Here is a 25560-nt window from a genome sequence, read left to right as displayed (position 1 = left end):
GCCACCGATCGAGCCACCGGACCCACCCGACCGCACCCACGGCGCTACGCTCGTGTCCGCGGCCGAACTACGATGGAGACCCGGCCCCCCGTCACACGGGCCGGCTGACGAAGGAGGGGCTGCGGCCATGAGCTCGCTGTTGGACGCAAGCGAGATCACCCACGAGCAGGACGTGGTGTGGCTGGAGGACGGCCTCGACGCGCTCGACTACGTCCGTCAGGCCATCGACAAGACCCCCCGACGTGCCAACAAGCCCCGGTACGCACGCGACGGGCGCATGGTCGGCTACGCCGTCCTCGACGACGACGCCGAACCCGATCCGGACAGCGGCTTGTACCGGCGACGCGTCTTCTTCCTCCTCCCACACGACCGGGACAGCCAGCCGGACGGCCCCTACGCGGTCGGCGCCCCCGGCGAGGCCGTCGACCCCCGGACCATCCAGCCCAAGAACCCCGGCGCCAAGACCGACCGCTCCCAGGGCCGCACCACTGCCATAGCGTCCGCGACGCCGTAGTCCGCGGTTGAGTCGCCTCAGTCGCTGATGCGGCGTGCGCATCCCTGCTGACCTGAGGGTTCGCTCAGCGACTCAGCCGCTGAGCGTGATCCAGCAGCGGCGCTTGAGGCCGATCTCGGTACTGCTTGACAACACGCCTGCCCGGCGGGCGGGACCAGAGCCTTCGCGGTGAACGCCATGCTGACGTCCGCACTCCCGTGACGTGACTGGATGCGAAGAGACCCCGCGCCCGGTGTCCCGGGAGCGGGGTCTCTTCGCGCGGAGCGCCGGGCAGGCCTTGCACCTGCATTTCCCCGCAGGAAGCGGGGCGTCTTTCCTTGGACCACCAACGCATCGAGTGGCGCCCGTTGTTGTAGCGGCGACCTCAAGATCTACTATACAGCACCGTACCTCGTGACCCGCCGGAAACCAGGAGCGGGGTACCGCCTTTCGTCATCTTCCCGCAGGAGTGGTCTCGGGAGCGGGCTGGACAGGCAGGCGACGGATCCTCCACAGGTCGGGCACGGCGAACAGGACAACCGATGAAACGACGACGAGGACGGCGCTGCCCAGCAGAACGGGAGCCGCCCCGACCGAGGTGGCGGCCAGACCGACGACGAGATAGCCGAGCGGGACGGCCATGAGCTCCCCGACGGAGCTGAACGAGGTGACCCGGCCCAGGACCTCGTCCGCCAGCTGCTGCTGGAGCGCCGTGGTCCAGCACACGATCGACAGATCCAGCCCGATCCCCGCCAGCACCGCGGACGCCGCGAGCACGGGGAGATGCGGTTTGCCGGCGAGCACGAAGAGCGGCAGCGCCAGCGGCAGACCGGTGGCGACACACGCGACCATCAGCCGGTCCGGCTTCCACCGCAAGGCTATGAGACCGCCCAGCACGAGCCCTGCCGAGAAGCCGCCCTGCACGGTGCCCCACGCGGCGGCGTTCAGGCCGTTGCTGTCGAGGACGACGGGTCCCAGGAGCTGGTACCCGCCGAGCCACAGGGCGACGACGACCGTGCCGGACAGCGTGTAGGACCACAGCCACGGCCGCTGGGCGAACTCCCGCCAGCCGCCGCGGAAGTCGTGCAGCACCGAGGTACGAGGGCCCGTGCCGGCGCGCCCGGGCACGGCCAGGCGGGCGCACAGCAGGGCCGCGACGCCGAAGCTGGCGGCGTCCCAGCCCAGCACCCACGGGGAACCGGCCAGGGCGACGATCCCGCCGCCGACCGCAGGAGCGAGGATCTTGATGAAGTTGGTGGGAAGCCGCAGCAGCACATTCGCTTCCTGCAGCTGGCCGGCGTTCACCACCTGCGGCAGCAGACTGTTCAGCGCAGGACTCATCAGCGCGTTCGCGCCGCCCGTGACGGCGGCCAGCAGGGCCACGCGGGTGGTGGTGGCCGCGTCGGCGGCGACCAGGACGGCGACACCGGCCTGGGAGAGCGCGGCCGCCAGATTGCCGGCGACGATCAGCCCACGACGCGAGACCCGGTCCGCGATCACTCCTCCCACCAGCAGCAGCACCAGCTGCGGCAGGGTGTTGCCCGCCAGCACGATCGCCAGAGCAGTCGGCCCGGCGTCGAACCCGAGGACGGCGAAGGCCAGCGCGACCGGGGCCATGGCCGAACCACTCGCCGAGATCAGCCTGGCCAGGAGTAAGACCCGGAACGGGCGGTTGCCCAGGACGGACAGCGATGCGCGGAGATCCATCCGCCGGAGGTTACTACCGCACACGCGGAGTCCGTCCTCTCGGTCACCATCGCCGGAACGGCGTCACCTCGTCGCAGTGGCTGACGGGACTGACGGGACTGTCGTCCGCCCTTCGGGCGATGGCCCTCTGTGGTCCCGGCTCGCAGTCGGTCCCGTCAGTCCCGCAGAGAGGAAACTGCACGTCAAGACGGTCACGTGTCACGTCAACGGGACTGACGGGACCGACAGCCGCCCTTATGGTCTCCAGGTTGATGGGTTCATGCGTGCGCGCATACACGCACCTGATGGATATAACGGCATTGTTTGGCCCCGTCAGTCCCGTGCTCCGTTAGGCAGGTTGCCTGACCTGCATGTTTACTGCCGGGCTGATGCCGGGACTGAAACCCGCGGGACTCACGGGCTCCTCCTGCTGCGCTCCGGTCCTGTCTTCGACCTCGGTGCACACGGCACAACACCCAGGGACTGAAGGGACCGGATCCGCTACATCCTGTCGAGATTGTGGCCGGTCTGGAAACCACTCGGCGTGCGACTGCGGCGTTCCGGTCTGCCGTCTGTAAAGGCCGCCCCCAGGATGCCGGCCGGCCGGCGGGAAGCACCTTTGGGACATCGACTCGACGATGGTGATTTTGTTTCGCTCATCAGTGAACTGTTCGTGCGGTCTGGTCCGTTCTTAGGGACTGACGGGACTGAGACTTCGGGACACCGCACCCCGCCGCGGGCTTGCCCGCGGCGCGCTAGTCTCGCCGACGCACAGTAACTTTTTCGGTCCCGTCAGTCCCGTTGGCAGGCGCTGCGGTACGTTGACCAGCAGTTTCCTGCTGCGGAGCAGATGGTGACCACTATGGCCTGAGGACATTCCATGCCACCGACAGCATGCTTTGCCCCGGACAGGCGCTCGGCTTCCCGAGGACGTTCATGACCGGTCTCGATCGGAGCGGCTTCGATCCGGTGCGGGTCGCTGAGCAGATGCGTCTTCAGCTTGGTGGTGTGGGACCGCAGGTGATTCCTGCCCAGCAGGCTGAGAAGGTCTCCTCTGCTCAAGTGGATTCCGACAGAGCTCAGTTCCCCGATGAACTCACCGACCGCGCCATGGCCAAGCTCTTCGCCCGCCTGTACAGTGACCGCTTCCGCCATGTGGAGGGTCTTGGCTGGTTCTCCTGGGACGTCTACCGGTGGCGCTGTATCGGTGGTGAAAAGGCCGCCATGTGGGCGGCCGGGGACATGGCTGAACAGATCCCGCTGACCGACCCGTCGGGGACGTTCAGCAATGGACAGTTGCAGGCGCACCGCCGCCGTACCCAGTCCACCGCAGGGTTGAAGGCCTTACTGCAACAGGCTCAGGCTGCGCCTGGGCTGAGCCTGGACCCGGACGTTCTGGACGGCGACATTTATGCCCTGTGTACTCCGGCGGGGGTGGTCGACCTCAAAGGCGGTCAACTGCGCAAGCCCGATCCCCTCACCGACATGCATTCCCGGGCCACCACCGTCGCCCCGCAGGCCATGCCGACGCCCCGCTGGCACCAGTTCCTGACCGACACGTTCGGAGACGACGACAAGGGTGCGGAGACGATTGCGTTCCTGCACCTGCTGCTGGGCTACTCGGTCACCGGCGATGTCGGCGCCCAGGTCCTGCCCTTCCTCTACGGCTCCGGTGCGAACGGCAAGTCCGTACTGCTGGATGTCATGATGCAGATCCTCGGCGACTACGCCAACGCCGCCCCTCCCGGATTCCTGATGGAGAAGGGGAAGTTCGCCGAGCACTCCACCGAGCTGACAGAGCTGCACGGCCGGCGCATCGTGGTCTGCAGTGAGCTGAAGCCCAACGACAAGTTCAACGAGAGCAGAGTGAAGCTCCTGACCGGTGGAGATGCCATCACGGCCCGCCGGATGCGCCAGGACTTCTTCACTTTCAACCCCACGCACAAGCTGTGGCTGCTGGGAAACCACCGACCCGAGGTCGGCACCGGCGGATATGCGTTCTGGCGGCGGATGCGGCTCATCCCTTTCGAGCGGAAGGTCCCCGACCACCGCAAGATCGACAACCTTGCCGCCGAGTTGGTGCGCGACGAAGGCCCAGGCATCCTGCAGTGGCTGATCGACGGCGCCCACCGCTATCTGGCCACCCGCGACCCGCTGACCGGCCCCGCCTCCGTCCGACTGGCCACCGAGGCGTACGAGAAGACCGAGGACCACATCGGCCGCTTCCTCACCGAACGCTGCTCCACCGGCGACGAAGGCCGTCCCGATCCCAGACTTCGCGTGGAGCAGAAGCTGCTGTACGAGACCTACAGCCGCTGGTGCGCTGATGAGGGCATCCAGCGCGCGACCTCCCGTGCGTTCGCCTCCCGCATCCGCCAGGAAATCGGCCTCGCCTCACCGGCTGACATGATCAAGAACAACGACCGCAAGCTCTACCCCGGCATCACTCTGCTCGCCGACATCGAAGACCCTGCTACCCACCACGACAGAAGCCCTCGGGGGCGCACATGAGCCGCGTACCCGGCCCGGTGACATCACCCGACGGCCGTACTGGAAGGTGCCACAGTGGGACCACGTCAGAGACCGAAGGAGACGAGCAGGTGACCATGTGCGGAGGCCACCCGGCCGACAACCACGAGGGGGGCTCGCTGCCATGAGCTCGATGCTGCGCGACAGCCAGCTCACCGACGAAACGGCAATCAACGTCCCTTGTACTGACTTCGGCTCGGCCTCCTGCGGGTTGTGCATGTGAGGGTCAGCGCTGAATGGCGGCTGGGGGTTCCCGCGCATTGATTTACGCCGCATGACTGCTGGACACGGAAGATCCGTCCTCTTGTGTGCCGCACAGACGATGTGTCAGAACGGCACGACGCCTTCTTGTGGTACCTAGGAGAATGGCGGCTGCAAAGGCACCCGCCATCGGCGCCAACAAGTAGACCCACAGAAAAGAGTACTCGGCGGAAAACAGTGCCGGCCCGAATTGGCGCACCGGATTCATCGAAGCTCCTGTGACGTTGCCCAGCAACACGATGGCCGTTCCGATCAGCAGCCCTGCGAGCAACGGGACCAGGGGCGCAAGTCGGGGGGACTGCAGAAAGTACCCAACGGCGTAGATGACGATGCCCGTACTCACTGCCTCGACGGCAAACAAACCGGTCGGCGTCCAACCTGCTGCGGGCTGCAGCACCGCAAAGTTTACAGGGGGCTTCTCGGCACTCGCGCCCCAGACGAGACGGCCGACTGTCACCCCGGCTATGGAGCCGCCAAACTGTGCGATGACGTAGGGGATAACAAAACGGCCAGGAAATATGCCGAAACGCCACATGGCGAAGGAAATTGCAGGATTCATATGACCGCCGCTTATTCGTCCTGGGCGACTCAGAATGAGGAGAGAGATGAGCAGACCCACACTCAATCCGACAATCAAGAGTCCCAGGTGTCCTCCGCCGATCTTACTGGAGATGAACGATGGACCCACGAACCACCGAACGATGCTGGTGACTCCGAACAGCAAGACGCATGACAGCAACCCTTCCAGGGCGCTGTGCCTCCATACAGCCCCGGACGGGACAATTACCGGTTCATGATCCGCCGACGCTGCGAACCTCCAGCTTTCATCTGTATGCTTTTGCGTGGAGCCCTTCCTCGCAGAAGTCGGCATGTTGGATTCAGGCATCGTGAACTCCGAAAAATGTAAGACAGCAGCTAATTTCTTCGAAAGCGGTGTCTAATTTCGTTGGCCCGTCGGTCGCGGCTCGGCCTGCTACTCACGCTCGGCATGTTGCCCGCCTCAGCGAACCTCGTCCGGGCGGGACACGAATCGGATGGACTACTCGCCGCTACACATCTCTGACCATTTTTTTCACGTGCGCTGATTCAACAGCACTGATGCCTCAAGCGATTACTCGCCCAAGGAACTCTCGGATCAGAGCGGCGATCTCGGGCCCATGGGATTCGAGAGCGAAGTGCCCGGCGTCGAGAAGGTGGATCTCCGCCCCGGGCAGGTCTCGCTTGTAAGCGAGCGCGCCATCAGCGCCGAAGATCTCGTCATTTTTTCCCCAAGCGATCAGCGTGGCCGGCTGATATCTGCGGAAATAATCCTGAAATTCTGAGTAAAGCGGGAGGTTGAACTGGTAGTCCCAGAACATCTGGAGCTGAACTTCCTTGTTGCCAGGCCTGTCCATCAATGCCTGGTCGAGAGTCCACGTGTCCGGGGCGACCCGGTCCAGGCGATCGGCAGGGACACCGTGCGTGTACTGCCACCGAGTCTTCTCGGCCTTCAGGTATTCACGGGCCCCAGCCTCGTTTTCCTGGCGATTCTGGGTGTATGCAATGAGAATGTCTGCGAAGGATGTGAAGCCTTCCAAGTATGCGTTTCCCGACTGGACGACAAGTGCTGTGACCCGGTCGGGGTTGCGACTGGCGATACGCAGCCCGATGGGAGCTCCGTAGTCCTGAATATAGAAGGCAAACTCCTGGAGACCGAGCTGGTCGAGCAGTTCCAGGGTGTGGGCGGTCAGGTTTTCGAACGAGTACTCGAACTCATCTACAGGGGGTGCGTCGGAGAACCCGAATCCGATGTGATCGGGTGCGATGACGTGATAGCGGTCTGCCAGATCGGGAATGAGGTTCCGGAACATGTGGGACGATGCGGGAAAGCCATGCAGCAGCACCATCGCCGGAGCGTCCGGGTCGCCCGCTTCGCGGTAAAAAATCTTCCTCGCCTTTACGGTGGCGGTGCGGTGCTGGACTGCCACCTTGCTGTTGGTCATAGCGTCTCCCGGGAAAATGAATTCGTTCTTGATGCGGGTCCTGGCGCTGTGCCGGGGGCTCGGCCATGCCGGCAGCGTCTGCGGAAGCTTCTGTCCGGGTCCTAAAGCTACGCAGGCGCGGTGGACGACCAGTGACTGATCTGTGAACCGTGCCGCCCGGAGCCGGTGTCCCAGAAGGTTCTTGGCCGGGAAAGCCCGCGTGAAAGGCGGGACTTCATGGAGGACGCCAGGCTGGAGGCATGGTTCAAGATCGGCGAGAGGTGCACCCAACCGCCGTTGGCCGTCATGACGTGCTTGAGCCCTTCCGGGCGCGAACCAGGCCGCGGCCCGGCTCGGCATCACGGAAATCTCCTCCCGGCAGGAGCCGTCACAGGTCGTCATCGGTCACACGTGGTTCACCGTCATCGGCATCCTCGACCCGGTACCGCTGGCCCAAGACCTCGACCGCTCCGTCCTGGTCGGCTGGCCGGCAGCGAAGCGGGAACTAGCCTTCGACGGCCACCCCACAGTCGTCTACATACGGGCCGACGAGGACGCCATGGAAGCCGTGGCCGACGTCCTGCCCGCCACCTTGTACCCGCAGCTGCCCGGCCTTGTGCAGGTCAGCCGGCCGTCCGACGCACTGGCCGCCAAACGTGCAGCCAACAGCACGCTCTCCGCGCTGTTTCTGGCGCTCTCGGGAGTGGCGCTGCTGGTCGGCGGGACAGGCGTCGCCAACACCATGTACATCTCCGTTCTGGAGCGCCGCGGCGATATCGGACTGCGACGAGCGCTGGGCGCCAACCGCGGACAGATCCGCGGCCAGTTCATGACGGAGTCCGTGGTGCTCTCCCCGCTGGGCGGGGTGGCGGGGACGGGCACGGGTGCCCTCGCCGCCATCGCCTATGCCACCTACCAGGGCTGGCCGGTGGTGATCCCGCTGACCGCCCTCGCTGTGGGAACGGGCCGCGCGACGGCCATCGGCGTCATCGCGGGGAGCTGTCCTTCCGTACGCGCCGCCCGCCTCCCACCGACGGAGGCTCTCAGCACGGCGTGACTGCCCACCTGCCGAGTAGGAGTTGCGTGGGCCGCGCTCATGGAACGGACGGCGAAGCGACCTCCAGTGAGAGGTCGTTGTCGACTGTGTAATACGGGCGAGCCGTCACCTCGCCGTGTGTGGCCGCCGGGTAGACGAAGACCGCTTTGCGGTCGGCGAGGTCGTCCAGCAGCCGAGCCACCCTGATGCGCGGAGCCCCGGCAGACGGGTGGACGTACACATCCCATACCGTGGGCGCCGCCCCGGCTTCCGGTTCCGCGCCGCCGGCCGCGAGTTCCCGGCAGCTGATGGTGAAGGAGAAGTCCCGTTCCCCTTCGGGCCGTAGAGCGATCCGCTGTACGACGGTGTCCGGTCCCCGGCTCTTCAACGACACTGCTGCGCCATCCCCGAGCCGGGTGCCGAAGAGGCGTGCCACCACGGTGATCGAGCCGTCTGTGACGACGATCCGGCCGGCTTCCGCGTGCCTGGCTCGATGCCAGGCACGTATGGCGAGGCGGCCGTCCTTGGTGACGTAGGGAATGCGGACCGACAGCGGCGCGGGACGGGAGTCTCCCCCGCCCGCTACCAGTGCTCGCAGTTCGCGTAGGCCCGGCAGCAAGGGTGTGCGGTCCTCTTCCGACGCACCCACGAGGTAGGCGTCCCAGCGGCCTTCCTCGAGGGCGGGGACGGTGCCCAGCACGCCGTGCCAGTGGTACCGGTCCGTAGGCTCCAACGCGACGATACGACCGCCGCGCGGAGGCTCTCCCTTTCTCCGGCGCGGCTGCAGCATCAGACGGGGGCGGACCGGGGCAGGCAGCGGCAGGCGCACGCGTACGACCAGTTGTCCTCCCTCGTCCGCACAGACGTCCATACGAGGTTGTTCTGTCACTTCCGCCGCTCCGTCCACGGCGTTGTGGCCACCGTCCGTCACCGCCGCGCCTTCCGCATGGTTCTCACGACATTGCCGGCCGCGACGAGCGCGGTGTCCTTGAGGGCGTGACCGGCGCTCACCAGAGCGTGGTCTGTTCGGCTGGCAGGCGATCGGTCTTCGTCGCGGGCCACCATCAGTTCCTCGAACAGTTGCTCTGCCTGCGCCACCACGGGTGCTGGGGCGTAACGCCGAGAGTTCTCCTGCGCCCTGCGTCCCATTCGGCGGCGCAGTCCGTCGTCGCGTACGAGATCCAGCAGGGCGGCAGACAGCGCGTTGCGGTCTCCGACGGGAACCAGTCGGCCGTCCTGGCCGGGGGTGATGATTTCACCGGGACCATAAGCGCAGTCGGTGCTCACAACGGGCAGACCGCAGCGCATCGCCTCCACGATGGTCATGCCGAACGGCTCGAAGTTGGATGTCGCCACTGCGAGCGAACCCTTCACCCATTCGGCTTCCATCGGGGTCACCGCCCCCATCAGGTACACGTTGTTGTACAGCCCGAGCCGGTCGATGAGCGCGCGCAGCCGCGGCTGCTCCTCACCCTTGCCGTAGATGCGCAACGTCCAGTCGGGATGTTCGGCAACGACCGCGGCGAATGCCTCGATCAGCAGATCGAAGCGCTTCACCGGCACCAACCGACCAGCGGCCACTACAACGCGCCCGTGACCGTCCGACGGCGGGAGAGTGGGGTCCGGGACGCTATTGGGCAGTGCCCGCACCCGTACACCCGGCAGCCGCATTCTGCGCCGGTACGCGGATGCATCGGCCTCCGTGACGGTGGTGACGGCGTCCAAGCGCGGATACACCCGCCGCAACATGCTACGAAGCCGTGGCGGATGGTTGCCGAGCGTCAGGTGTTCTTGTCCGACCCGCACTGTCCGCGCGGGAGCCTGCAGAGCGAGGTGGACATTGAGACCGGGGCGGGTGCCCACGACGACATCGGCGTCGAGTGACGCCAAAGCTTCACCTATACGTTCGTCGGTGAGAGCGCTGTACTGCCGGTAGCGGTACTCGGACGAGGGAAAGATCTTCGCCGGTGTCAGGTGCCGGGGGTCGTCCTTCTCGTGCCGTAGGTCCACCAGTGGGCGCAGCCTCACGCGCGGGTCGAGTGTCAGGTTCGGACGCTCCCGGTGCCGGAGAGCGGAGATGATCTCCACGTCATGCCGGTCGGCCAGCGCTCGGGCCAGATTGAACGTAGTGGTGATCGTTCCTCCGATTCCGTAGGCGTTGTGTATGAGGAAAGTGATCTTCATTGCGCGCACCGCGTTCGGCTCCTGCGGAAACTGTGTCCTGGAAAGGGTGAGTGGAAGGAGCCCCTGTCGGGACGTCATCGTGGTTGTGGTCAGCCGGGGTAGTTGCCCGCCAGGCAACCGCTGTGGTCCGGGTGGTGCTGCGACCGCGGTGGCCGTGACGCCGTACGGTCGCGGGCCGCAGCCGGCGGTTGCTGGAGACGGGTGTGTGCGCGTCCCTCTCGGGGGCAGGCCCCCTGCTGATACCGGCTACCGCTGTCTACGGTGCGGACTCTCTATACGGTCCAACCCCATTGACTTGAAAGCCTGCTCTACGTCGTTCCCACTCAGCTGCAAGGAGCCCACGAACTCGGTATGCGGCTTGGGTGCGTCCGACGGGGAGCCATGGCGTGCTCCTGCTGGGCGGGCCACCGGTACCTGCTGTGCCGCGACATGAACACTGGTCACCGGGTCGGTCCTGGCCGCAGGCGCTGCGGTCCGGTAGCTACCGTTGTTCGCGACCTGGGGGATGTACTGGGCGCCGTGCAGTGCGTATGCCCTCTCGGCGTAGGCAGGGTACCGCCTGACGGGGTCGGGGCCGTCGCGTATCGGTTGCCGGGCGGACGGGAGTGCCACAGCCTGTGGGTCGGGTAGTCGCGGTATGTAAGGGGTTGCCTGCTCAGGCCGGGGAAGCCTTCCGGCTCTCGGGGTCTCGTCCTGCGGGCGCTGTGACGCCTGCCGCGACGGAATGAGGGCCGACGGGTACGCCGGTACTGCGTGGCCATAGGCTCGGCCGGGCCTTTCCGCGACCTCCCTGTTTTCCTCAGCTGTCATGGGCGTCCATTCCTCCGCAATTCATCGAGCCGAATCCTCGATCCGTTCTACGGCGCGACGTCTCTCAGGGTTCATTACGCCGCTGCCGTCCTGAACGTCGCAGGCCAGGGCGATGTGGATGGCCGGTATGGGGCAGCTGACACGGCGAGACCACCTCGCTCGGCGACCGCTTCTTCGGCAAGCGCCGTCGAGATCCCTCGGGTGGCGTCGATGCTGTTCCCGGCCGCCGCAGCGGCCCCTGCTCGAGCGTCGGCCCTGTCGGCTCTTGTGACCTGCGGAGTTGTGAACTCCACGTCGCTACACCACTTCGCGGGACGCGACCGCAGGGAAGCCCGGCTGCTGTCCCGATGACCGCCAGGAAGCGCCGACGAGAGGAGAAGGGGCACCCCTCCACCTGGGGGCGGCGTCGTGGATTCGAAGCTCACTTGATGCCGCAGGGGGCTGCAGGGAATGGAGATGAGCACCATCGGAATTTGGTCAAGTGGCTGCTTTCGGGTCAGCTCGGACGAGAACCGAACCGTCAAGCCCTGGGCGCCGTAGTAGCGCATGGATGCCGGTCTGCCGAGGTGAGCTGCTGGCCAGCCCCCCCGCAGCGGACGGTGGCGCATCTCCCCGGCATCCCTTCATGGCCCGGCCCCCCTGCCGGGACCGGAAGACGGTGGCCCGCTTCCGTCCTGTACTGACGGAAGCGGGCCAGGGCGCTGCCCCGAGCAATGGGCCTACGACATCGACGGCTCCCGAGGGTGTCTCAAGAGACTCGTCAGCTGGCACAACCCTGCCGTCAGGGACCAGTTGGCGAGTGATCCACATCACCGGCACCTGTTGAACCCCAGGGCCGAGCTACTCGGTGTGTCTATCAAACCAGCGGGGAAACATGGGAGACAGTGAATGGCGATCCTGCGACCACGTGCCACAAAGGCCACGAGTCATGAAGCGGTCATCAGGGCCCTGTACGTCGAGCACGGGAAGGCGCTGCTGGCGTACGCGACGCGTCTGACGGGGGACAGGCTGATCGCGGAGGACATCGTGCAGGAGACGCTGATACGTGCCTGGCGCCATCCAGACGTCGTCAATGACCCCCAGGGCTCCTTGAGGGGCTGGTTGATCACGGTGACACGGAATCTCGTCGCGGATCGCTATCGGGCGAAGGCGGCTCGTCCGACGGAGGTGGGGGAGAGCGAGGCGACGGTCCCGGTGCAGCAGGACCACGCGGAGAACGTGGTGGAGTCGGTTGTCCTGATGGAGGCTTTGTCCCAGCTGAAACCCGATCAGCGGAACGTGCTGATGGAGGTTTACTATCACGGGCGCAGCGCGGCGGAGGCCGCGGTTCGGCTGGGCATTCCGGAGGGTACGGTCAAGTCGCGGGCACATCATGCTCTTAAGGCCCTGCGCAAGGTGTATGTAGGCAAGCCCGGCAGCGATGTTCAGCTTCGAAAGGTGGCAGTGTGACGACGCAGGAGCACTCCCATGACGTACTCCTCGGTGCGCATGCGCTGGGCCTTCTCGACGCAGATGAGCAGTCCAGGCTGGAAGAGCAGATCGAGGCGTGCGAGGTATGCCAAGTGGAGCTGGCTGATCTGAAGGCCCTGGAGGCCGAACTTGGTGAGGTGCCGCCCGAGTTCTTTCTCGAGGGTCCGCCCGAGGACGGTGAGCTGCTGCTGCAGCGAACGCTGCGTCAGGTGCGCGCCGAGGACGCGGTGAACCGCCGGCGAAGGGGTGTCGTGATCGGTCTCGCCGTCGCCTCCCTGGCCGGGGTACTTCTTGCCGGCGGGTTTGTAGTGGGCCAGGCGCACACGTCATCCGACACGCTCGCGTCTCGGTCCGCCGAGGGCACGGGGGAGGGGGTGTGGACGGCCTCGACGACGGACCCAGCGACGCGGGCGACGATGAAGGTGAGCCTGACACCTGCTGCGGGCTGGGTCCGGGTCGACGCGACGGTCGGCGGTCTTCGGCCCGGCGAGAAGTGCCGGCTGGTCGTCCGATCGAAGTCCGGCGAGCGCGAGATCGCTGGCAGTTGGGTTGTGGGAGAGCGGAAGGGGTCGGCGCAGAGCGAGGAACTGGACCTTTCCGGCTCTGCGGCTGTGCCTTTGGACCGAGTGAAGTCCGTGACCGTCGAAAATGACAAAGGCGAACAGTATGTGCAAGTCGAGGCCTGACCTGGATTTCAGGTCACCGACCGACTTGCCGCCACCAAGAGCTCAAGGGAACCGACCGCTTAGGTCTCTCGGCCTGGCCTCTCACCTGGGGCCGGCCGTTGTCGTCCACCTGCCACGGTCCGACCGGCGGCTTGTGGCCGCGTTCAGTGGTCCGTAGCGTCCGTCTTCAGCGCGCGGTGCTCGGCGACACGGGCGTCTGTCACTCCGCGGCGAGCCTCGAGCGGAGGGCGCTGAGCGCGTAGTGGTGCCGAGATTTCACGGTGCCGACCGGTATACCGATCAGATCGGCGGTTTCCCGGAGACTGTGCTCGAACACATAGAGGTGGAGGAGCACTCTCCGGTGCTCGGGGGAGAGATCGTGCAGGAGCGCGAGTGTATGTATGGACGTGGCCACGGATTCGGCATGGTCCGGCAGCACCTCCGCCCGGTGGTCCGTGGCACGTGTTTCGTCCGCACCGACGACCTCGTTGCGCACCATGGAACTCCGTGACCGATCGATGATCAGGTGACGTGTCACCGTCAGCAGCCACCCGCGGATGGACCCCGCGGTGGAACAGAGTCGCTCCATGTGCGGCCAGGCCCGGATGAACGCCTCCTGGGCGATGTCTTCCGCGAGATGCCGGTCCCGGAGAATCTTCTCCGCGTAGGCGATGACGGCGGAGGAATGCTTGACCATCAGGTCGTCCAGCATGCTGGGACCGAGGGCGGGGTTCGCGAGTGCCGCGTCAGGCATGTTCATCGAGTTTCTGGGGCGGAACGGCGACGCCGCCGACTTCGGCGGTCGTCATGGCTCGACCAAGGCAACCAGCCGCCTGTATACGTGCCGTTGATGACCTGTTGACGGCTGAAGAGTGGGGCCAGGACGCTGACCGCCGTCGCGTTCGGCGCCCCCTTCCGGTCCTCGCCCTTCGGATCGCCCAACCTCTCGGCTCGGTAGGCTCCCCGGCTTGAGAGACTGAACCTCGTGCACGGCGATCGGGAAGAGACTTCGACGGTGGAACAGCCATTGCGGTTCTCGGTGTTGGGCCCTGTCCGGGCCTGGCGCGGCCTGACCGAAATCCCGCTCGGCTCGCCGCAGCAGCGCGCCGTGCTCGCCGTACTACTGCTGGCGGAGGGCGCGCAGGTTTCGACCGTCGGTCTGTCGGACGCCCTGTGGGGAACCGACGCGCCGCCCTCCGCCTCAGCCGTCCTGCGTACCTATATCCACCGGCTTCGTAAAGCCCTCGAGGCAGGCGCACACTCTGCGGAACCCCTGATCCGTTCCGTCCGAGACGGCTACCAGCTGCCCATCCCGGGCGACTTTGATCTGCGTCGGTTCCGGGAACTGAGTATCGGGGCCGAACGTGCTCGGGGCGAGGGCGACCTCGCGGGGGCGGCGAACCTCTTCAGGGAGGCGGCGGCCCTCTGGCACGGCACCGCGCTGGCCGGACTCCGCGGCGAGCACATCCAGCGGCAGCGTCACCGTCTCACCGAGATGTGGCTGTCCGTCACGGCGGCCCGCCTCACCGCTGAGCTGGACATCGGTACCTCCGTGCAGGTAGCTGCCGAACTGGCCGAACTGGTCGTCGAACACCCTCTGGACGAGCGCTTCCGTGAACTGCTCATGCTCGCCTACTACCGCTCGGGACGACAGGCCGCAGCATTGGACACCTACCAGGAGGCACGAACCCTGCTCGCCGAAGAACTGGGCGTCGATCCCGGCCCGGCACTGCGGACCCTTCACCAGCGCATTCTTCGAGCTGACCCCGGCCTCTTCGACCCACCGTCCCAGCCCGGCCCGACGTCCGCGCCCGCTCCGCCCGCCGCTCCGGCCCCCTCCCAGCTACCTCCGCCGCTGCCGGTGTTCGTCGGCAGAGAAGCCGAGCTCGCTCAGGCGACATCGCTGTCACCCCACGGCACCGTCGTCGTCAGCGCGATCGCCGGCACGGCCGGCGTCGGCAAGACCGCGTTCGCCGTGCACTGGGCCCACCGCGTCGCCCACCGCTTCCCCGACGGAAGGCTCTACCTGAACCTGCGCGGTTTCGACCCCGTCGGTGCGCCCCTCTCCTCCGAGGAGGCATTGCGTACCCTTCTGGCATCCCTCGGCGTCGACCTCCGTACCTTGCCCCAGGATCTCGACGCCCTCGCCGCCGCCTACCGCACGCATCTCGCGGGCCGCAGGCTGCTCCTGCTTCTCGACAATGCCCGGGACGCCACCCAGGTACGTCCCCTGCTGCCGGCAGCCGCAGGCTGCCTTGCGATCGTCACCAGCCGCAACCAACTCACCGGCCTCGTCGCCATCGACGGCGCTCACCCTCTCCACCTCGACGTCCTCACCCCCGCCCAGGCACGTGCCCTGCTCGCCCGACGCCTTGGCGCCGCCCGAGTGGAAGCGGAGCCGGACGCCATCGACGAGATGATCATCCGCTGCGCGCGCCTCCCGCTCGCCCTCGCCGTCACCGCCGCCCGCGCAGCCGTCCGCACCGATCTCCCCCTCGCAGCCCTCGTGGCCGAACTCCGCGCAAGCGCGGCTGACCTGGACGCCTTTCAGGACGAGAGCGACACCGCGGCCGACGTGCGCGCCGTGTTCTCGTGGTCGTACCAAGCTCTCGCCCCCGAGGCGGCGCGCCTGTTCCGCCTCCTCGCCGTGCACTCCGGCCCCGACATCACCGCGCCCGCGGCCGCGAGCCTCGTCGGCCGCCCCCTCGCGCACACCCGGCGCCTGATCACCCAGCTCGTCCAGGCCAATCTCCTCGACGAGTCCGTACCCGGCCGCTACACCTCCCACGACCTGCTCCGCGCCTATGCCGCCGAACTCGCCGAGTCCGTCGAACGTCCCATGAACGTCCGGGCCGCCCGGCACCGAGTGCTCGACCACTACCTCCACACCGCCCATGGGGCCGCCGGACTCACCAACCGTGCCCGCGTGCTCATCCCGCTGTCACCGGTAACCGAGGGAGTGGAACCCGAGGACTTCGGCGGCGACGGGGCGAAGGCGACGGCCTGGCTCACCGCCGAAGAGGCGGTCCTCACCACAGCCGTGACGCAGGCAGCCACCCACCACCACGACACCCACACGTGGCAACTTGCCTGGGCCGTCGCCAACCACTTCCATCTGCGGGGCCGCTGGCACGACGAGGAAGCCATGCAGCGAGCTGCCCTCGACTCAGCGCGCAGACTGGCGGACCCGGCCGCCCAGGCTTACGCCCATCGCGGCCTAGGCCTGGCCACAGCCGGCCTCGGGGACTTCGGCCAGGCGGCGGCCGAAGCTCGGCGAGCCATCGAACTCTTCACCGATGTCGGCGACGTGCGAGCAGCCGCCGAGAGCTACCGCACTCTGGCCTGGGCGGTGGAGCAAAGCGGTGACCTGGACGCCGCCCTGGACGCCGCCCAGCAGTCCCTCAAACTCTTCCGCGTGTGTGAGGGCCAGGCATCCGACAGAGCACGCGTCCGCACGTCGATCGCGTCGGCGCTCAACGCCGTCGGCTGGAACCACGTGCTGCTCGGCCAACACCGCCAAGCCCTCGATCACTGCCGGGAAGCGCTGACCCTGTGCCTGGAACTGGGCGACGACCTCAACGCGGCCCACACCTGGGACAGCATCGGCCACGCCCATCACCACCTCGGGCAGTACGCCGAGGCCGTTACCGCCTTCGAGCGCGCCCTCGGCCTGTACCGGCGTCAGGGCGACCTGCCCTGGTTCACCGCAGGCACCCTGACCCGCTTGGGCGACACCTACCACAGCGCGGACGACCCGGTCGCAGCCCGCAGAGCCTGGACCGAGGCCCTCACCATCATGGACGAGGTCGGCCACGCCGATGCCGAATCCCTCCGTGACCGGCTGGCAATCAGCGAGGGCCACCGCAGCGGAACCGGCTGAGAGACCGGCAGGACGGATTTCCCGCGGGTACAGGAGATCGCGAGGTAGTCGCGAGGGTTCTCTCGCAGCGAGGGATCAGGTGCCGGTAGCCGGACAGCCAGGACGTGGTGCACTCGATCCCCACCGCGGCGGCCGAGTCGTTCACCGACTCGACTTCTTCGCGTGCGGATGTGCGCGGCGTCCAGGTCGACGGGGGTGACGTCGATCCCCCCATCCGCGCGCGGCCCGCGTGCCTGAGTGAACCGCGCGCCGAGCCGCAGCCGTAGGTGGTTGCCATGAGAGGCACCCTGACACGAACCGTCTCCCCGCCACGGTTGCCGCACATCGACGTGTTGCGTGGCTTCGCCCTGCTCGGCATCTGCATGGTCAACGCCCCGGTCCTCGCCGGAGTGTGGACCTTGACGGCGGGACCGGCCGTGCCCCCATGGGACCGGACGGCCACCTGGCTCATCACGGCCCTGTTCACGACCAAGTTCTATCTGCTCTTCGCGTTCCTCTTCGGCTACAGCTTCGTCTTCCAGGAGGCGGCGGCCCACGACGGCGTGCCCTTCGCCCGCCGTCACGCCCGCCGTCTGGCGGGCCTGTTCCTGCTGGGCCTCGCCCACGCCGTCCTGCTCTACCCCGGCGACATCCTCATGACGTACGCCGTTCTCGGCGCGCTCCTCTACGTCCTGCGGGGGCTCGGCACACGGGCCCTGCTGTACACGGCCGGGGCCCTGGTCCTCTTCCTCACCGCGGTGTTCACCGTCGTCGGCGTACTGGCGCTGAGCCTCGACGACCCCGGACAGGCCGCCGACCAGCTCCTCGTGGCCCGCCAGACCTCTTGGTACCGGGGTGATGCCGGTGCGATCGTGCACGCGAACGTCGCCGCCTACCGGCAGGCGTTCACCGGCGCCCTCCTCTACGGCCCGCATCTCTTCACCGCCATGCTCACCGGCCTCGCCGCGGGCCGCCGGGGCTGGCTGGACCCCGCGCGCCGCACGCCAAAGTCACCCGTTTGCCGTCGTTGGCTCGCCGTAGGTCTGCTGATCGGACTGTCGGGAGGCGTTCTCACGGCGATGTGCAGCAACGGCCCCTTCGACGCCCGCTACTACTACCTCGGCCAGGCAATGGACATCCTCACCGCGCCCCTGCTCAGCGCCGCCTACGCGACGGTACTGCTCTCGCTGCTGCGTGGCAGGCGGGGCCCGGTGATCGCCGCGGTACTCGCACCGGCGGGCCGCATGACCCTGTCGCACTACCTCTGCCAGTCCGCAGTCCTGGCCTTTGTCTTCACCGGCTACGGCCTCGCCCGCTACGGTACCGTCGGCCCGGCCGCGCTGGCCTGCGGCTGCGTGGCGCTGTGGGCAGCCCAACTCGCTCTCAGCGCAGGCCCGTTGCGACGTGTACGTTACGGGCCCGCGGAGGTGTTGCTGCGACGGATCACCGGTGGCCGTCAGGCGGCGCCGGGGCCGGTCAGCAGATGAGCGGAAGCGGTCTTCGCCGAGCTCAAGACCCCCATAAAGCAACGGCGCTGTGCCTGACGCCGTCTGCACACTTCCCTGACCGCTTCCCGACATTGCGTGACTACTGTCCGGCGCATGCCCCTACCATGTCATCGCCCATGCGGCCAGCAGGGCAGTACCAGCAGGAACCTCCGCCGCGCGATCGGGACCACCGTCACAGTGTCGGCGGCCGTCGTCGCACTGTTCACGCCGTCCGCGGCCGCCAACGCCGCACCCCACGACCCGTCGTCCAGCAGCGGTGGCGCGGCAGGACCGGACACCACCACGCACGCCGGTGCCACGACCGCACAAGAGCGCAACCGGATCGACGCCTACTGGAGCCCTGAGCGGATGAAGCTGGCGGGCGCCATGGTCCCCGAGATCACCCCCCTACCCGAGGACGACGACACGCCGGACGACCCGCGGCCGCTTCCGGCGAACACCCCGGACTCCGGATCCGTGTGGACTCACGGCGGGGCGGTGGAGAAGAACGTCGGCCGCCTGTTCTTCACCTTCGCCGACGGCTACGACGGCAGCTGCACCGCGACGGTCGTCACGAGCGCCAACCGCAGTACCGTCATCACGGCAGCACACTGTCTGAGAGGCGTCGGCGCGCCTTCCGACGACGACACCTGGAACCACAATTTCTACTTCGTGCCCGGCTATCGCAACGGGACGAAGCCACTCGGCGGCTTCAGCATCAGGACCATGGCCACCTCTTCCCGCTGGGACGCAGATCCGGACACCACGGAATCGTCGGACGTCGCTGCTGCCGGTTACGACGCGGGACTCCTCGTGGCGAACCCGGCTGCCGGGGGACAACCGATCGCGGACATCACCGGAAGCCAAAACATCGAGTTCGGCCAGCCCGTCGAGGACGAGTTCATCCATGCCTTCGGATACCCGAACTACGGACTCAACGACCCCGGGGACAAGTATGTCGGATCCCGCATGATCCACTGCGCGGGCACGAGCCATCCTGGTTCCAAGGTCCCGCTGCTGTGGGGTGAGACCTGCGACATGTCGGCCGGGTCGAGCGGTGGACCTCACCTGGCCCACTTCGACACCCGCACCGGCACCGGCACCGTCGTGGGCATCACCACCACCACCGAGGAACTCGCGGGCGGACCGGCCCCCACGCTCTACGCCACGCGCCTCGGTGACAGCGCCCACCGCCTCTACGACTGGGCGCAGTCGCGGTAGGCAGTGTCTTCCGATGACCTCAGGTGGTGGATCACGGTCGGGTGATTCGTCGCCATGAACCGTCCAGTGCCCAGGGGGAGTTTGTGGACGGCCTGGCGGGACGTGCCAGAGCGGTACGGCCCGTGGGCCACGCTGCCCACCCGCTCTCCCCGGTGGGCGCTGGACGGCATCTTCGACCGCCCGCAGTCCCGGCCTACCCCGCGTTGGCCCCGGACGGCCCCGCGCACGTGCTGGGCGACAAGGGCCACAGCTCCCGGGCCATCCCGCACCTGGCTGCCGCCCGGGACCGTACCGCACACCCCTGGTAGTGCTTGGTCAGGTCGGTTGTGGTGATGCGAGTCTTCCGGGCTCGGTGTGGCGTTGGGAGTGTGTGACTCCGGACGAGATTGCTGTCTACTATCACGGGCGCAGCGCGGCGGAGGCCGCGGTCCGGCTGGGTATCCCGGAGGGGACGGTCAAGTCCCGTGCGCATCACGCGCTGAAGGTCCTGCGCAAGGTGTATGTGGGCAGGCCCGGCAATGATGTTCAGCTGCGGAAGGTGGCAGTGTGACCACGCGGGACCATTCCCATGGACGTATTCCCCGGCGCGCCGGCACTGGGTTTGTCCGACACCGACGAGCGATCAGGTCGACGTAGTGCTCAGTCGGTGGCCGGGCTACCGGCGCCGCGGCACGGCTGCTCCTCGCCCTTGCTGTCGGCGGACGGTCTCCCGCTCTTATCGGTGCCCTCTCCTTTCGGCGAATTCAGCCCGCGTTCGCATCCGCCGCGCCCGCGCCGACGGTGGTGAGCAACTTCTTCGCCTCGGCACCGAGGCGGGGTCCCGCAAGCCACTGCGCGCTGCTCGGGCCGACCGAGGTGTTGCTGACGAGGGCGAGCGTGCCGTCGTTCCGCCCGATTAACCAACCGCCCCCGGACGCACCGCCGTTCATCGTGCAACCGATCCGGTACAGCGTCGGGTCCTTCTCGGCGACGTTGAATCGGCCCGGCCGGTCCTGGCAGGAGAAAAGCAGGTTGCCGTCGAACGGTGCCTCCGCCGGATACCCCCAGATCTTGAGGGTGGGGATCTTGGCGATGGCCGGCGCGTCGAGCGCCACCGGGATCGCGTAGCCGATGGCCTTCTCCAGGGACGCCGTGGGGTCGTCCGCGCGACGGACGTGCAGGACCGCGTAGTCGTAGGCCGCGCCCGCCCCGCCGATCTCCTCCCCCTCCCGTGCCCAGCCGGTGGAGACGGCTGCCCGGTCCGCCCACCAGACACCCAGCGGAGAGATCTCACCCGTGTCCTTGTCCGTGCCGCTCACCCCGGACAGCGCCTCATTGTTGTATGACGGCACGAACACGATGTTCCGGTAGAAGGCGCCGCTCCGACCGGTGTGCACACAGTGGCCCGCCGTCCACACCAGGCTCGATGCGCCGGGGTCCCCAGGGTCTGTCACTGCGGTCCCGGAGCAGACCCGGTGGCCTCCCGGGGTGTCGAAGAACACCTTGCCCAGGACGGCGGCGTTCTCGACGTAGGGCGCCTGTTCGGGCTGTGCCGGGACGGCCTTCGGCTCCGGATCGGACTCCCTCGGGTCGATGTCGCCCTTGTCGGGCAGCGGCATGTCGTAGGGGGTGGCCGCAGCCATGTCCGACGAGGACCAGGGCTCCGGTTCGGTGAACTCGCCCACCCCCCGCGGGGTGTCGGCGGGCGGTTTCTGGCAGCCGATGAGGGCGAACAGCAGGGCGGCTGTCATCCCCAGCAGGACTCCGAACGGCCTTCCCGTCCTGCCGCTGTACCCCTTCATCTCACTTCTGCTCATGTGCTGCCGCTCCTGGTCACTCGCGTTCCGTCCCCGGCGCAATCGCGCGTGGCCACTTCTGTCCGGGGCGGGTGTTCCGAAAGAGGTGGCCTGGCGTCAGGGAAGTACCGTCACTGGGTGGCGAACTCGTGCTGGAAGCCGGACTCTTGGTCGATGTGGACGGCGATGACCGCCGGGCCGATGCCGACGCGGAGCGCGCCCGCCTCGCTGATGGGGTCAGCCATGCCCTCCGGTACCTACTTCGGGTCGAACTCGCCGTTCCGGTCGCCCTGGATGATGCCGGTGATCTTGGCGGGGAGGAGATCGCCACGGCCATGGCGACGAGGGACAGCAGACAGCCCCGGCCGCCCACCTCCGCGCCGGCCTCCACAGCGATCCCCATGCCCTCGGGGCCCGTCCCTCTCGGTGTCACCCACGCTCCCGCTCACCGTTCCCACCTCTCCCGACGGCCGTCCCCGCGCCCGGGCGCCGGGAACGGTTCTCTTCGTGCTCGGCAACGGCTCCCACTGCCGCAGCAGTTCAATTTCGATCAACTGGATCCGGGAGCCGGGAGTGAACTGTCGGCGGAGCTGCGGCCGTAGGTGGCCGCCGGGGAGCACACGGAGGCGCAGAGTCCTCCCCAGGACATCTCCGAAGGCCGGCGACACGGCCCGACGGCCACGCCGGTGCCCGGAACCCGGGATCCGGCTCCCCCGCCCGCCACGGGCAGGACGCCGTACGTCCGCACAGCTCCTCGGGCTCCCCGAACCGCCGTACCGACCTGGTGTCCGGCGTGCTTGCTGCGTGCCGCTCCAGGTAGGCATGCGCCCCGGCACCGACCACGGCGCCCACCAGGGCGCCGCCCACCATCCCCAGGGGCCGGCGGGGGCACCGAGGTACGCGCCGACCGCCGCGCCCGCCACCGTGTGTGGATGCTCGCGGACGAACTTCCGGTGGTGGGATCGCGGTGGGGGCGGAGGCCGAATACGGCCAAACCGTAACGACGGACGGTCGGAACAGCGACGGCCTACAACCCTCTGGTCCGGCTCTTTCCGACCGCGGCCCCGCTGCCCGCCCAGGGCGCGGTCGGAGACCGAGGCGGCTGTGAGGTGGGAGACTGCTGGGTGCCGTGGACCTGGCGGCGGGCCGCGTCGGCGATGCTCTGCGCGGGGGCGGCCTGCGCCGACGAGGGGCGGGAAGGAGCTGCGCGGGTCGTGAGGGCGTGGGCCTCTCGGGTCAGCGCCGAGATCCAGGCGTCGTCACTCAGCCGGGAGACGAAGCCGCTCACCTTCGCCCGGCGGGACTGTGCCTCGGGCCTGGTACCTTTCGCCGGCCTGCGGAACCAGGAAGTCGCCTTCGGCGTGTTCTCCTCCGCTTTGACTCGCTGGTCGTCGAAGTGGGCCATCACACGTCGGGTGCCTTCGTGGTCGTTCCGGATTTCCACGGCGGTCTGCGCCAGTTGCCGCGCGTCGCCCACCCCTCGAAGGGACCTCACATCGCGCTCCGTTCGCATCTTCAGCAGATCGAACGACGACTTGAGCAGCAGATCGGCCGTACTCCCGCCCAACTTGGCGACATAGTCTCGCTCAACTCGCCGCAGCGTCTCCAGATGTTCCTCCACGGTGCGCAGGTAGTGCCGTGCCACGTACCGCCACTCCTCTCCCGGTTCGAGTCGGACCGGACGGCTTGTCGTCCCATGGGTGCGGACGTCGCCGTAGTTCCTGAAATCCGCGTGGTTCTCCTGGCTGAGGAACTCCCAGCCCTGCCCACCTCGCCAGAGCAGGTTCGTCGACTCGGGGATCGCTTCCAGCCGCAGACTCTGGTACTCCCCGTCCCCGAACCAGTCGACCGGTCCTGCCTCCGACCGGAACTGCTCCGCCGCCGCACGGTTCGACGAGGGGGACTGGTAGTGCCACGCGGTGAAGTCGTCCCGCTCGCCCTCCTTGGTGACGGCGAGGGCGCATCCGTTCATCGCTGCCGTGAAGACGAAGTCCGCGCGGAAGTCCGCCGACGACACCAGCGGTACGACGGTATGGCCCACGTTCTGTTCCGGGTTCGCCGAACTCCCTTGCAGGTAAGGGACGTAGTGCGCCGGGATGTAGTCCTCGGCGGGACCGACCGGGGGAAGGGAGTGCCCCTGGAGCAGCGCGCCCAGAGTCGGGTCGCCAGGGAACGCCTCGGCGTACTTCTCCACGGCCGGCGTCAGCACGTATCCCGTGCTTCCGGGGCCGTCTCCCGGTGCCGTACGCGCTGTCAGGGTGAACCAGTGGCGGTTCTGCTTGTCCATCCAGCGCAGAAAGGCCGCGTGATCCATCTCCCGGGCCACCGTCGAACTCCCCGCGTCCCCCGAACCTCCCGGCCCCGACGCGCTCCTCGCGCGCATGCCGTCCGCCATCCGCAGCAACACCATGTTGCTCCGCAGGAACTCCTTCGGGGCGGCGACGAACTCCCGGACCGCCCTGCCGTCGTCTCCGCTCCGACGGCCGTCGGTGTCGTGTCGTCCGCTTGCGGTGGTCATGATCGGCTGGCCTGTTCGTGTCCGTCGAGTGTCTGTCGCCCCGTACGACGGCTGCGTCATCCACGACGTTCACCGTGGCCCCCGTCCCTCCACCGGCGCGCTCCTCGACCCACTGGCGTTCTCGTGAGTCACTGCTGTCCGACCACCTGTCCCTGGGGACAGGCAGCCGCCGCGGAGGCCGGTGCGGCCATCGCCACCAAGGCCTCCCGCAAGCAGGCCTCCCGCAAGCAGGACCGCAGCCAGCCGGCCGTCTGCGCACGGACGGGATGACCGTGCGACGGCCCTGAGGCGACCCGAAGAGCTCGGAACGTGGCTTCTGTACTTGCCTTTCTCAATCCCGGGCGGAAGGCTACTCGTTTCCGCTGACCCATGACATGAGCTTGCGGAGCTGCTTGCCGGTGGTCTCCAGCAGGTGCTCGGAGTCCTGCTGCTTGTACTCGTTGTACTTCTTCAGGCCCCCGTGGTACTCGTCCATCCACTGCTGGGCGAAGGTGCCGTCCTGGATCTCTGCGAGGACCTGCTTCATCTCGGCCTTGGTGGCGTCGGTGATGATGCGCGGGCCGGTGACGTAGTCGCCCCACTCGGCGGTCTCGGAGATGGACCAGCGCATCTTCTCCAGGCCGCCCTCGTACATGAGGTCCACGATCAGCTTCAGCTCGTGCAGGCACTCGAAGTAGGCGATCTCCGGCTGGTAACCCGCCTCGGTCAGCGTCTCGAAGCCCGCCTTGACCAGGGCGGAGGCGCCACCGGCGAGGACGGCCTGCTCACCGAAGAGGTCGGTCTCGGTCTCCTCGGTGAAGGTGGTCTTGATGACGCCGGCGCGGGTGCCGCCGATGCCCTTGGCATACGACAGGGCGAGCGCGAAGGCGTTGCCGGAAGCGTCCTGCTCGACGGCGGCGAGACACGGAACGCCGCGGCCCTCCTCGTACTGACGGCGGACCAGGTGGCCCGGGCCCTTCGGGGCGACCATGCAGACGTCCACGCCGGCCGGGGGCTTGATGAAGCCGAAGCGGATGTTCAGGCCGTGGCCGAAGAACAGCGCGTCGCCGTCCTGGAGGTTGTCCTTGATGGACTCCGCGTAGACCTGGGCCTGGATCGGGTCCGGTACCAGGATCATGATGACGTCGGCTTCGGCGGCGGCCTCCGCCGGGGTGACCACGCGCAGGCCCTGCTCCTCGGCCTTGGCCTTGGACTTGGAGCCCTCGTGCAGGCCGACCCGTACGTCGACACCCGAGTCGCGCAGCGACAGCGCGTGGGCGTGGCCCTGGCTGCCGTAGCCGATGACCGCGACCTTGCGGCCCTGGATGATGGACAGGTCGGCGTCGGCGTCGTAGAACAGCTCGGCCACTTCGGTTTCCTCCTTGGGCGCAGGCGCATTTCAGCTTCTGCGTAAAGGCTGACAGGTCTGGACGGACTGCGTGCGGACCCTGTCTCGGACTCCGCTCGGCCGTCCCTGCATGACACGTACGCCGGCCATGTGCCAGTTCACATTTTTCGGGCGGCTTGACAGTGAGCCCTTTCCAACCTGGCTGTTGGGTGCGGCGTTGGGCTGACAACATGGTGAAGCCCCTGGTAGATGGGTTTTCGACCAAGAGAACCGTCTCC

At 67.6% G+C, this 25560-nt stretch carries 16 protein-coding genes and 2 pseudogenes; 9 read left to right on the top strand and 9 right to left on the bottom strand.

Translation table 11 applies throughout. The features are described from left to right. The first annotated feature begins 127 nt into the window (after positions 1-127). A complete protein-coding gene (locus ABZX30_RS15155) occupies positions 128-514 on the top strand; it encodes a DUF6009 family protein (RefSeq protein WP_355933474.1) in 387 nt (128 codons plus the stop codon). 432 nt (positions 515-946) lie between these two features. On the opposite strand, the gene ABZX30_RS15150 is transcribed toward ABZX30_RS15155, so the two are convergent. Beyond that, positions 947-2200, bottom strand: a complete 1254-nt coding sequence (locus tag ABZX30_RS15150; protein WP_355933472.1) for an MFS transporter — start codon at positions 2198-2200, stop codon at positions 947-949. A gap of 915 nt (positions 2201-3115) precedes the next feature. On the opposite strand from ABZX30_RS15150, the gene ABZX30_RS15145 reads away from it, so the two are divergent. After that, positions 3116-4690, top strand: coding sequence for a phage/plasmid primase, P4 family (locus ABZX30_RS15145; RefSeq protein ID WP_355933469.1), 1575 nt, complete (start codon positions 3116-3118; stop codon positions 4688-4690). Positions 4691-4973: 283 nt separating this feature from the next. Here ABZX30_RS15145 and ABZX30_RS15140 read toward each other — a convergent pair whose 3' ends face one another. Beyond that, entirely contained in the window at positions 4974-5855 is an 882-nt protein-coding gene (locus ABZX30_RS15140) for an aquaporin (protein WP_355933466.1), read from the bottom strand. 217 nt (positions 5856-6072) lie between these two features. Beyond that, on the bottom strand, positions 6073-6951 hold the full coding sequence (locus tag ABZX30_RS15135; RefSeq protein WP_355933463.1) for an alpha/beta hydrolase: 879 nt from the start codon (positions 6949-6951) through the stop codon (positions 6073-6075). A gap of 298 nt (positions 6952-7249) precedes the next feature. On the opposite strand from ABZX30_RS15135, the pseudogene ABZX30_RS15130 reads away from it, so the two are divergent. Next, positions 7250-7987: pseudogene (locus tag ABZX30_RS15130) on the top strand (FtsX-like permease family protein); the annotation flags it as partial. Between the two features lie 37 nt (positions 7988-8024). On the opposite strand, the gene ABZX30_RS15125 reads toward ABZX30_RS15130, so the two are convergent. Then, a complete protein-coding gene (locus ABZX30_RS15125; protein ID WP_355933460.1) occupies positions 8025-8855 on the bottom strand; it encodes a hypothetical protein in 831 nt (276 codons plus the stop codon). A gap of 38 nt (positions 8856-8893) precedes the next feature. After that, positions 8894-10150, bottom strand: a complete 1257-nt coding sequence (locus tag ABZX30_RS15120; protein ID WP_355933458.1) for a glycosyltransferase family 4 protein — start codon at positions 10148-10150, stop codon at positions 8894-8896. A gap of 1698 nt (positions 10151-11848) precedes the next feature. Here ABZX30_RS15120 and ABZX30_RS15115 point away from each other — a divergent pair. After that, complete coding sequence (locus ABZX30_RS15115) at positions 11849-12409, top strand: sigma-70 family RNA polymerase sigma factor (RefSeq protein WP_355933456.1); 561 nt, start codon at positions 11849-11851, stop codon at positions 12407-12409. Then, positions 12406-13116: an anti-sigma factor gene (locus ABZX30_RS15110; protein WP_355933453.1), complete on the top strand. Its 711-nt coding sequence runs from the start codon at positions 12406-12408 to the stop codon at positions 13114-13116. Before ABZX30_RS15115 ends, ABZX30_RS15110 begins: the two co-directional genes overlap by 4 nt. A gap of 199 nt (positions 13117-13315) precedes the next feature. Here ABZX30_RS15110 and ABZX30_RS15105 read toward each other — a convergent pair whose 3' ends face one another. Beyond that, on the bottom strand, positions 13316-13849 hold the full coding sequence (locus ABZX30_RS15105; protein ID WP_355933451.1) for a sigma-70 family RNA polymerase sigma factor: 534 nt from the start codon (positions 13847-13849) through the stop codon (positions 13316-13318). A 261-nt stretch (positions 13850-14110) separates the two neighbouring features. Between ABZX30_RS15105 and ABZX30_RS15100 the strand changes: the two genes are divergently transcribed. The 4 genes and pseudogenes from ABZX30_RS15100 to ABZX30_RS15085 form a co-directional block, all read left to right on the top strand. Continuing rightward, positions 14111-16975, top strand: a complete 2865-nt coding sequence (locus ABZX30_RS15100; protein WP_355933448.1) for a BTAD domain-containing putative transcriptional regulator — start codon at positions 14111-14113, stop codon at positions 16973-16975. Positions 16976-17250: 275 nt separating this feature from the next. Next, positions 17251-18441: a DUF418 domain-containing protein gene (locus ABZX30_RS15095; protein WP_355933446.1), complete on the top strand. Its 1191-nt coding sequence runs from the start codon at positions 17251-17253 to the stop codon at positions 18439-18441. Positions 18442-18639: 198 nt separating this feature from the next. Then, positions 18640-19662, top strand: a complete 1023-nt coding sequence (locus ABZX30_RS15090) for a hypothetical protein (protein WP_355933445.1) — start codon at positions 18640-18642, stop codon at positions 19660-19662. A gap of 385 nt (positions 19663-20047) precedes the next feature. Beyond that, positions 20048-20212 (top strand): annotated as a pseudogene (locus ABZX30_RS15085) (sigma factor-like helix-turn-helix DNA-binding protein); the annotation flags it as partial. Positions 20213-20405: 193 nt separating this feature from the next. Here ABZX30_RS15085 and ABZX30_RS15080 read toward each other — a convergent pair. The 3 genes from ABZX30_RS15080 to ilvC all read right to left on the bottom strand — a co-directional run bounded on the left by ABZX30_RS15080 (position 20406) and on the right by ilvC (position 25303). Beyond that, positions 20406-21458, bottom strand: coding sequence for a hypothetical protein (locus ABZX30_RS15080; RefSeq protein WP_355933442.1), 1053 nt, complete (start codon positions 21456-21458; stop codon positions 20406-20408). A gap of 1006 nt (positions 21459-22464) precedes the next feature. Continuing rightward, positions 22465-23955 carry a hypothetical protein gene (locus tag ABZX30_RS15075; protein WP_355933440.1) on the bottom strand — a complete coding sequence of 497 codons (1491 nt, stop codon included), beginning with the start codon at positions 23953-23955 and terminating at the stop codon, positions 22465-22467. Between the two features lie 349 nt (positions 23956-24304). Further along, on the bottom strand, positions 24305-25303 hold the full coding sequence (gene ilvC / locus ABZX30_RS15070; protein WP_355933438.1) for a ketol-acid reductoisomerase: 999 nt from the start codon (positions 25301-25303) through the stop codon (positions 24305-24307). Between the last annotated feature and the right edge of the window lie 257 nt (positions 25304-25560).

It is taken from the genome of Streptomyces sp. NPDC004542 (genome assembly GCF_040610035.1).
Classification (GTDB): Bacteria; Actinomycetota; Actinomycetes; order Streptomycetales; family Streptomycetaceae; genus Streptomyces.
Note: the sequence above shows the minus strand (reverse complement) of the source record. Positions and strands in the feature narration are given on the sequence as shown.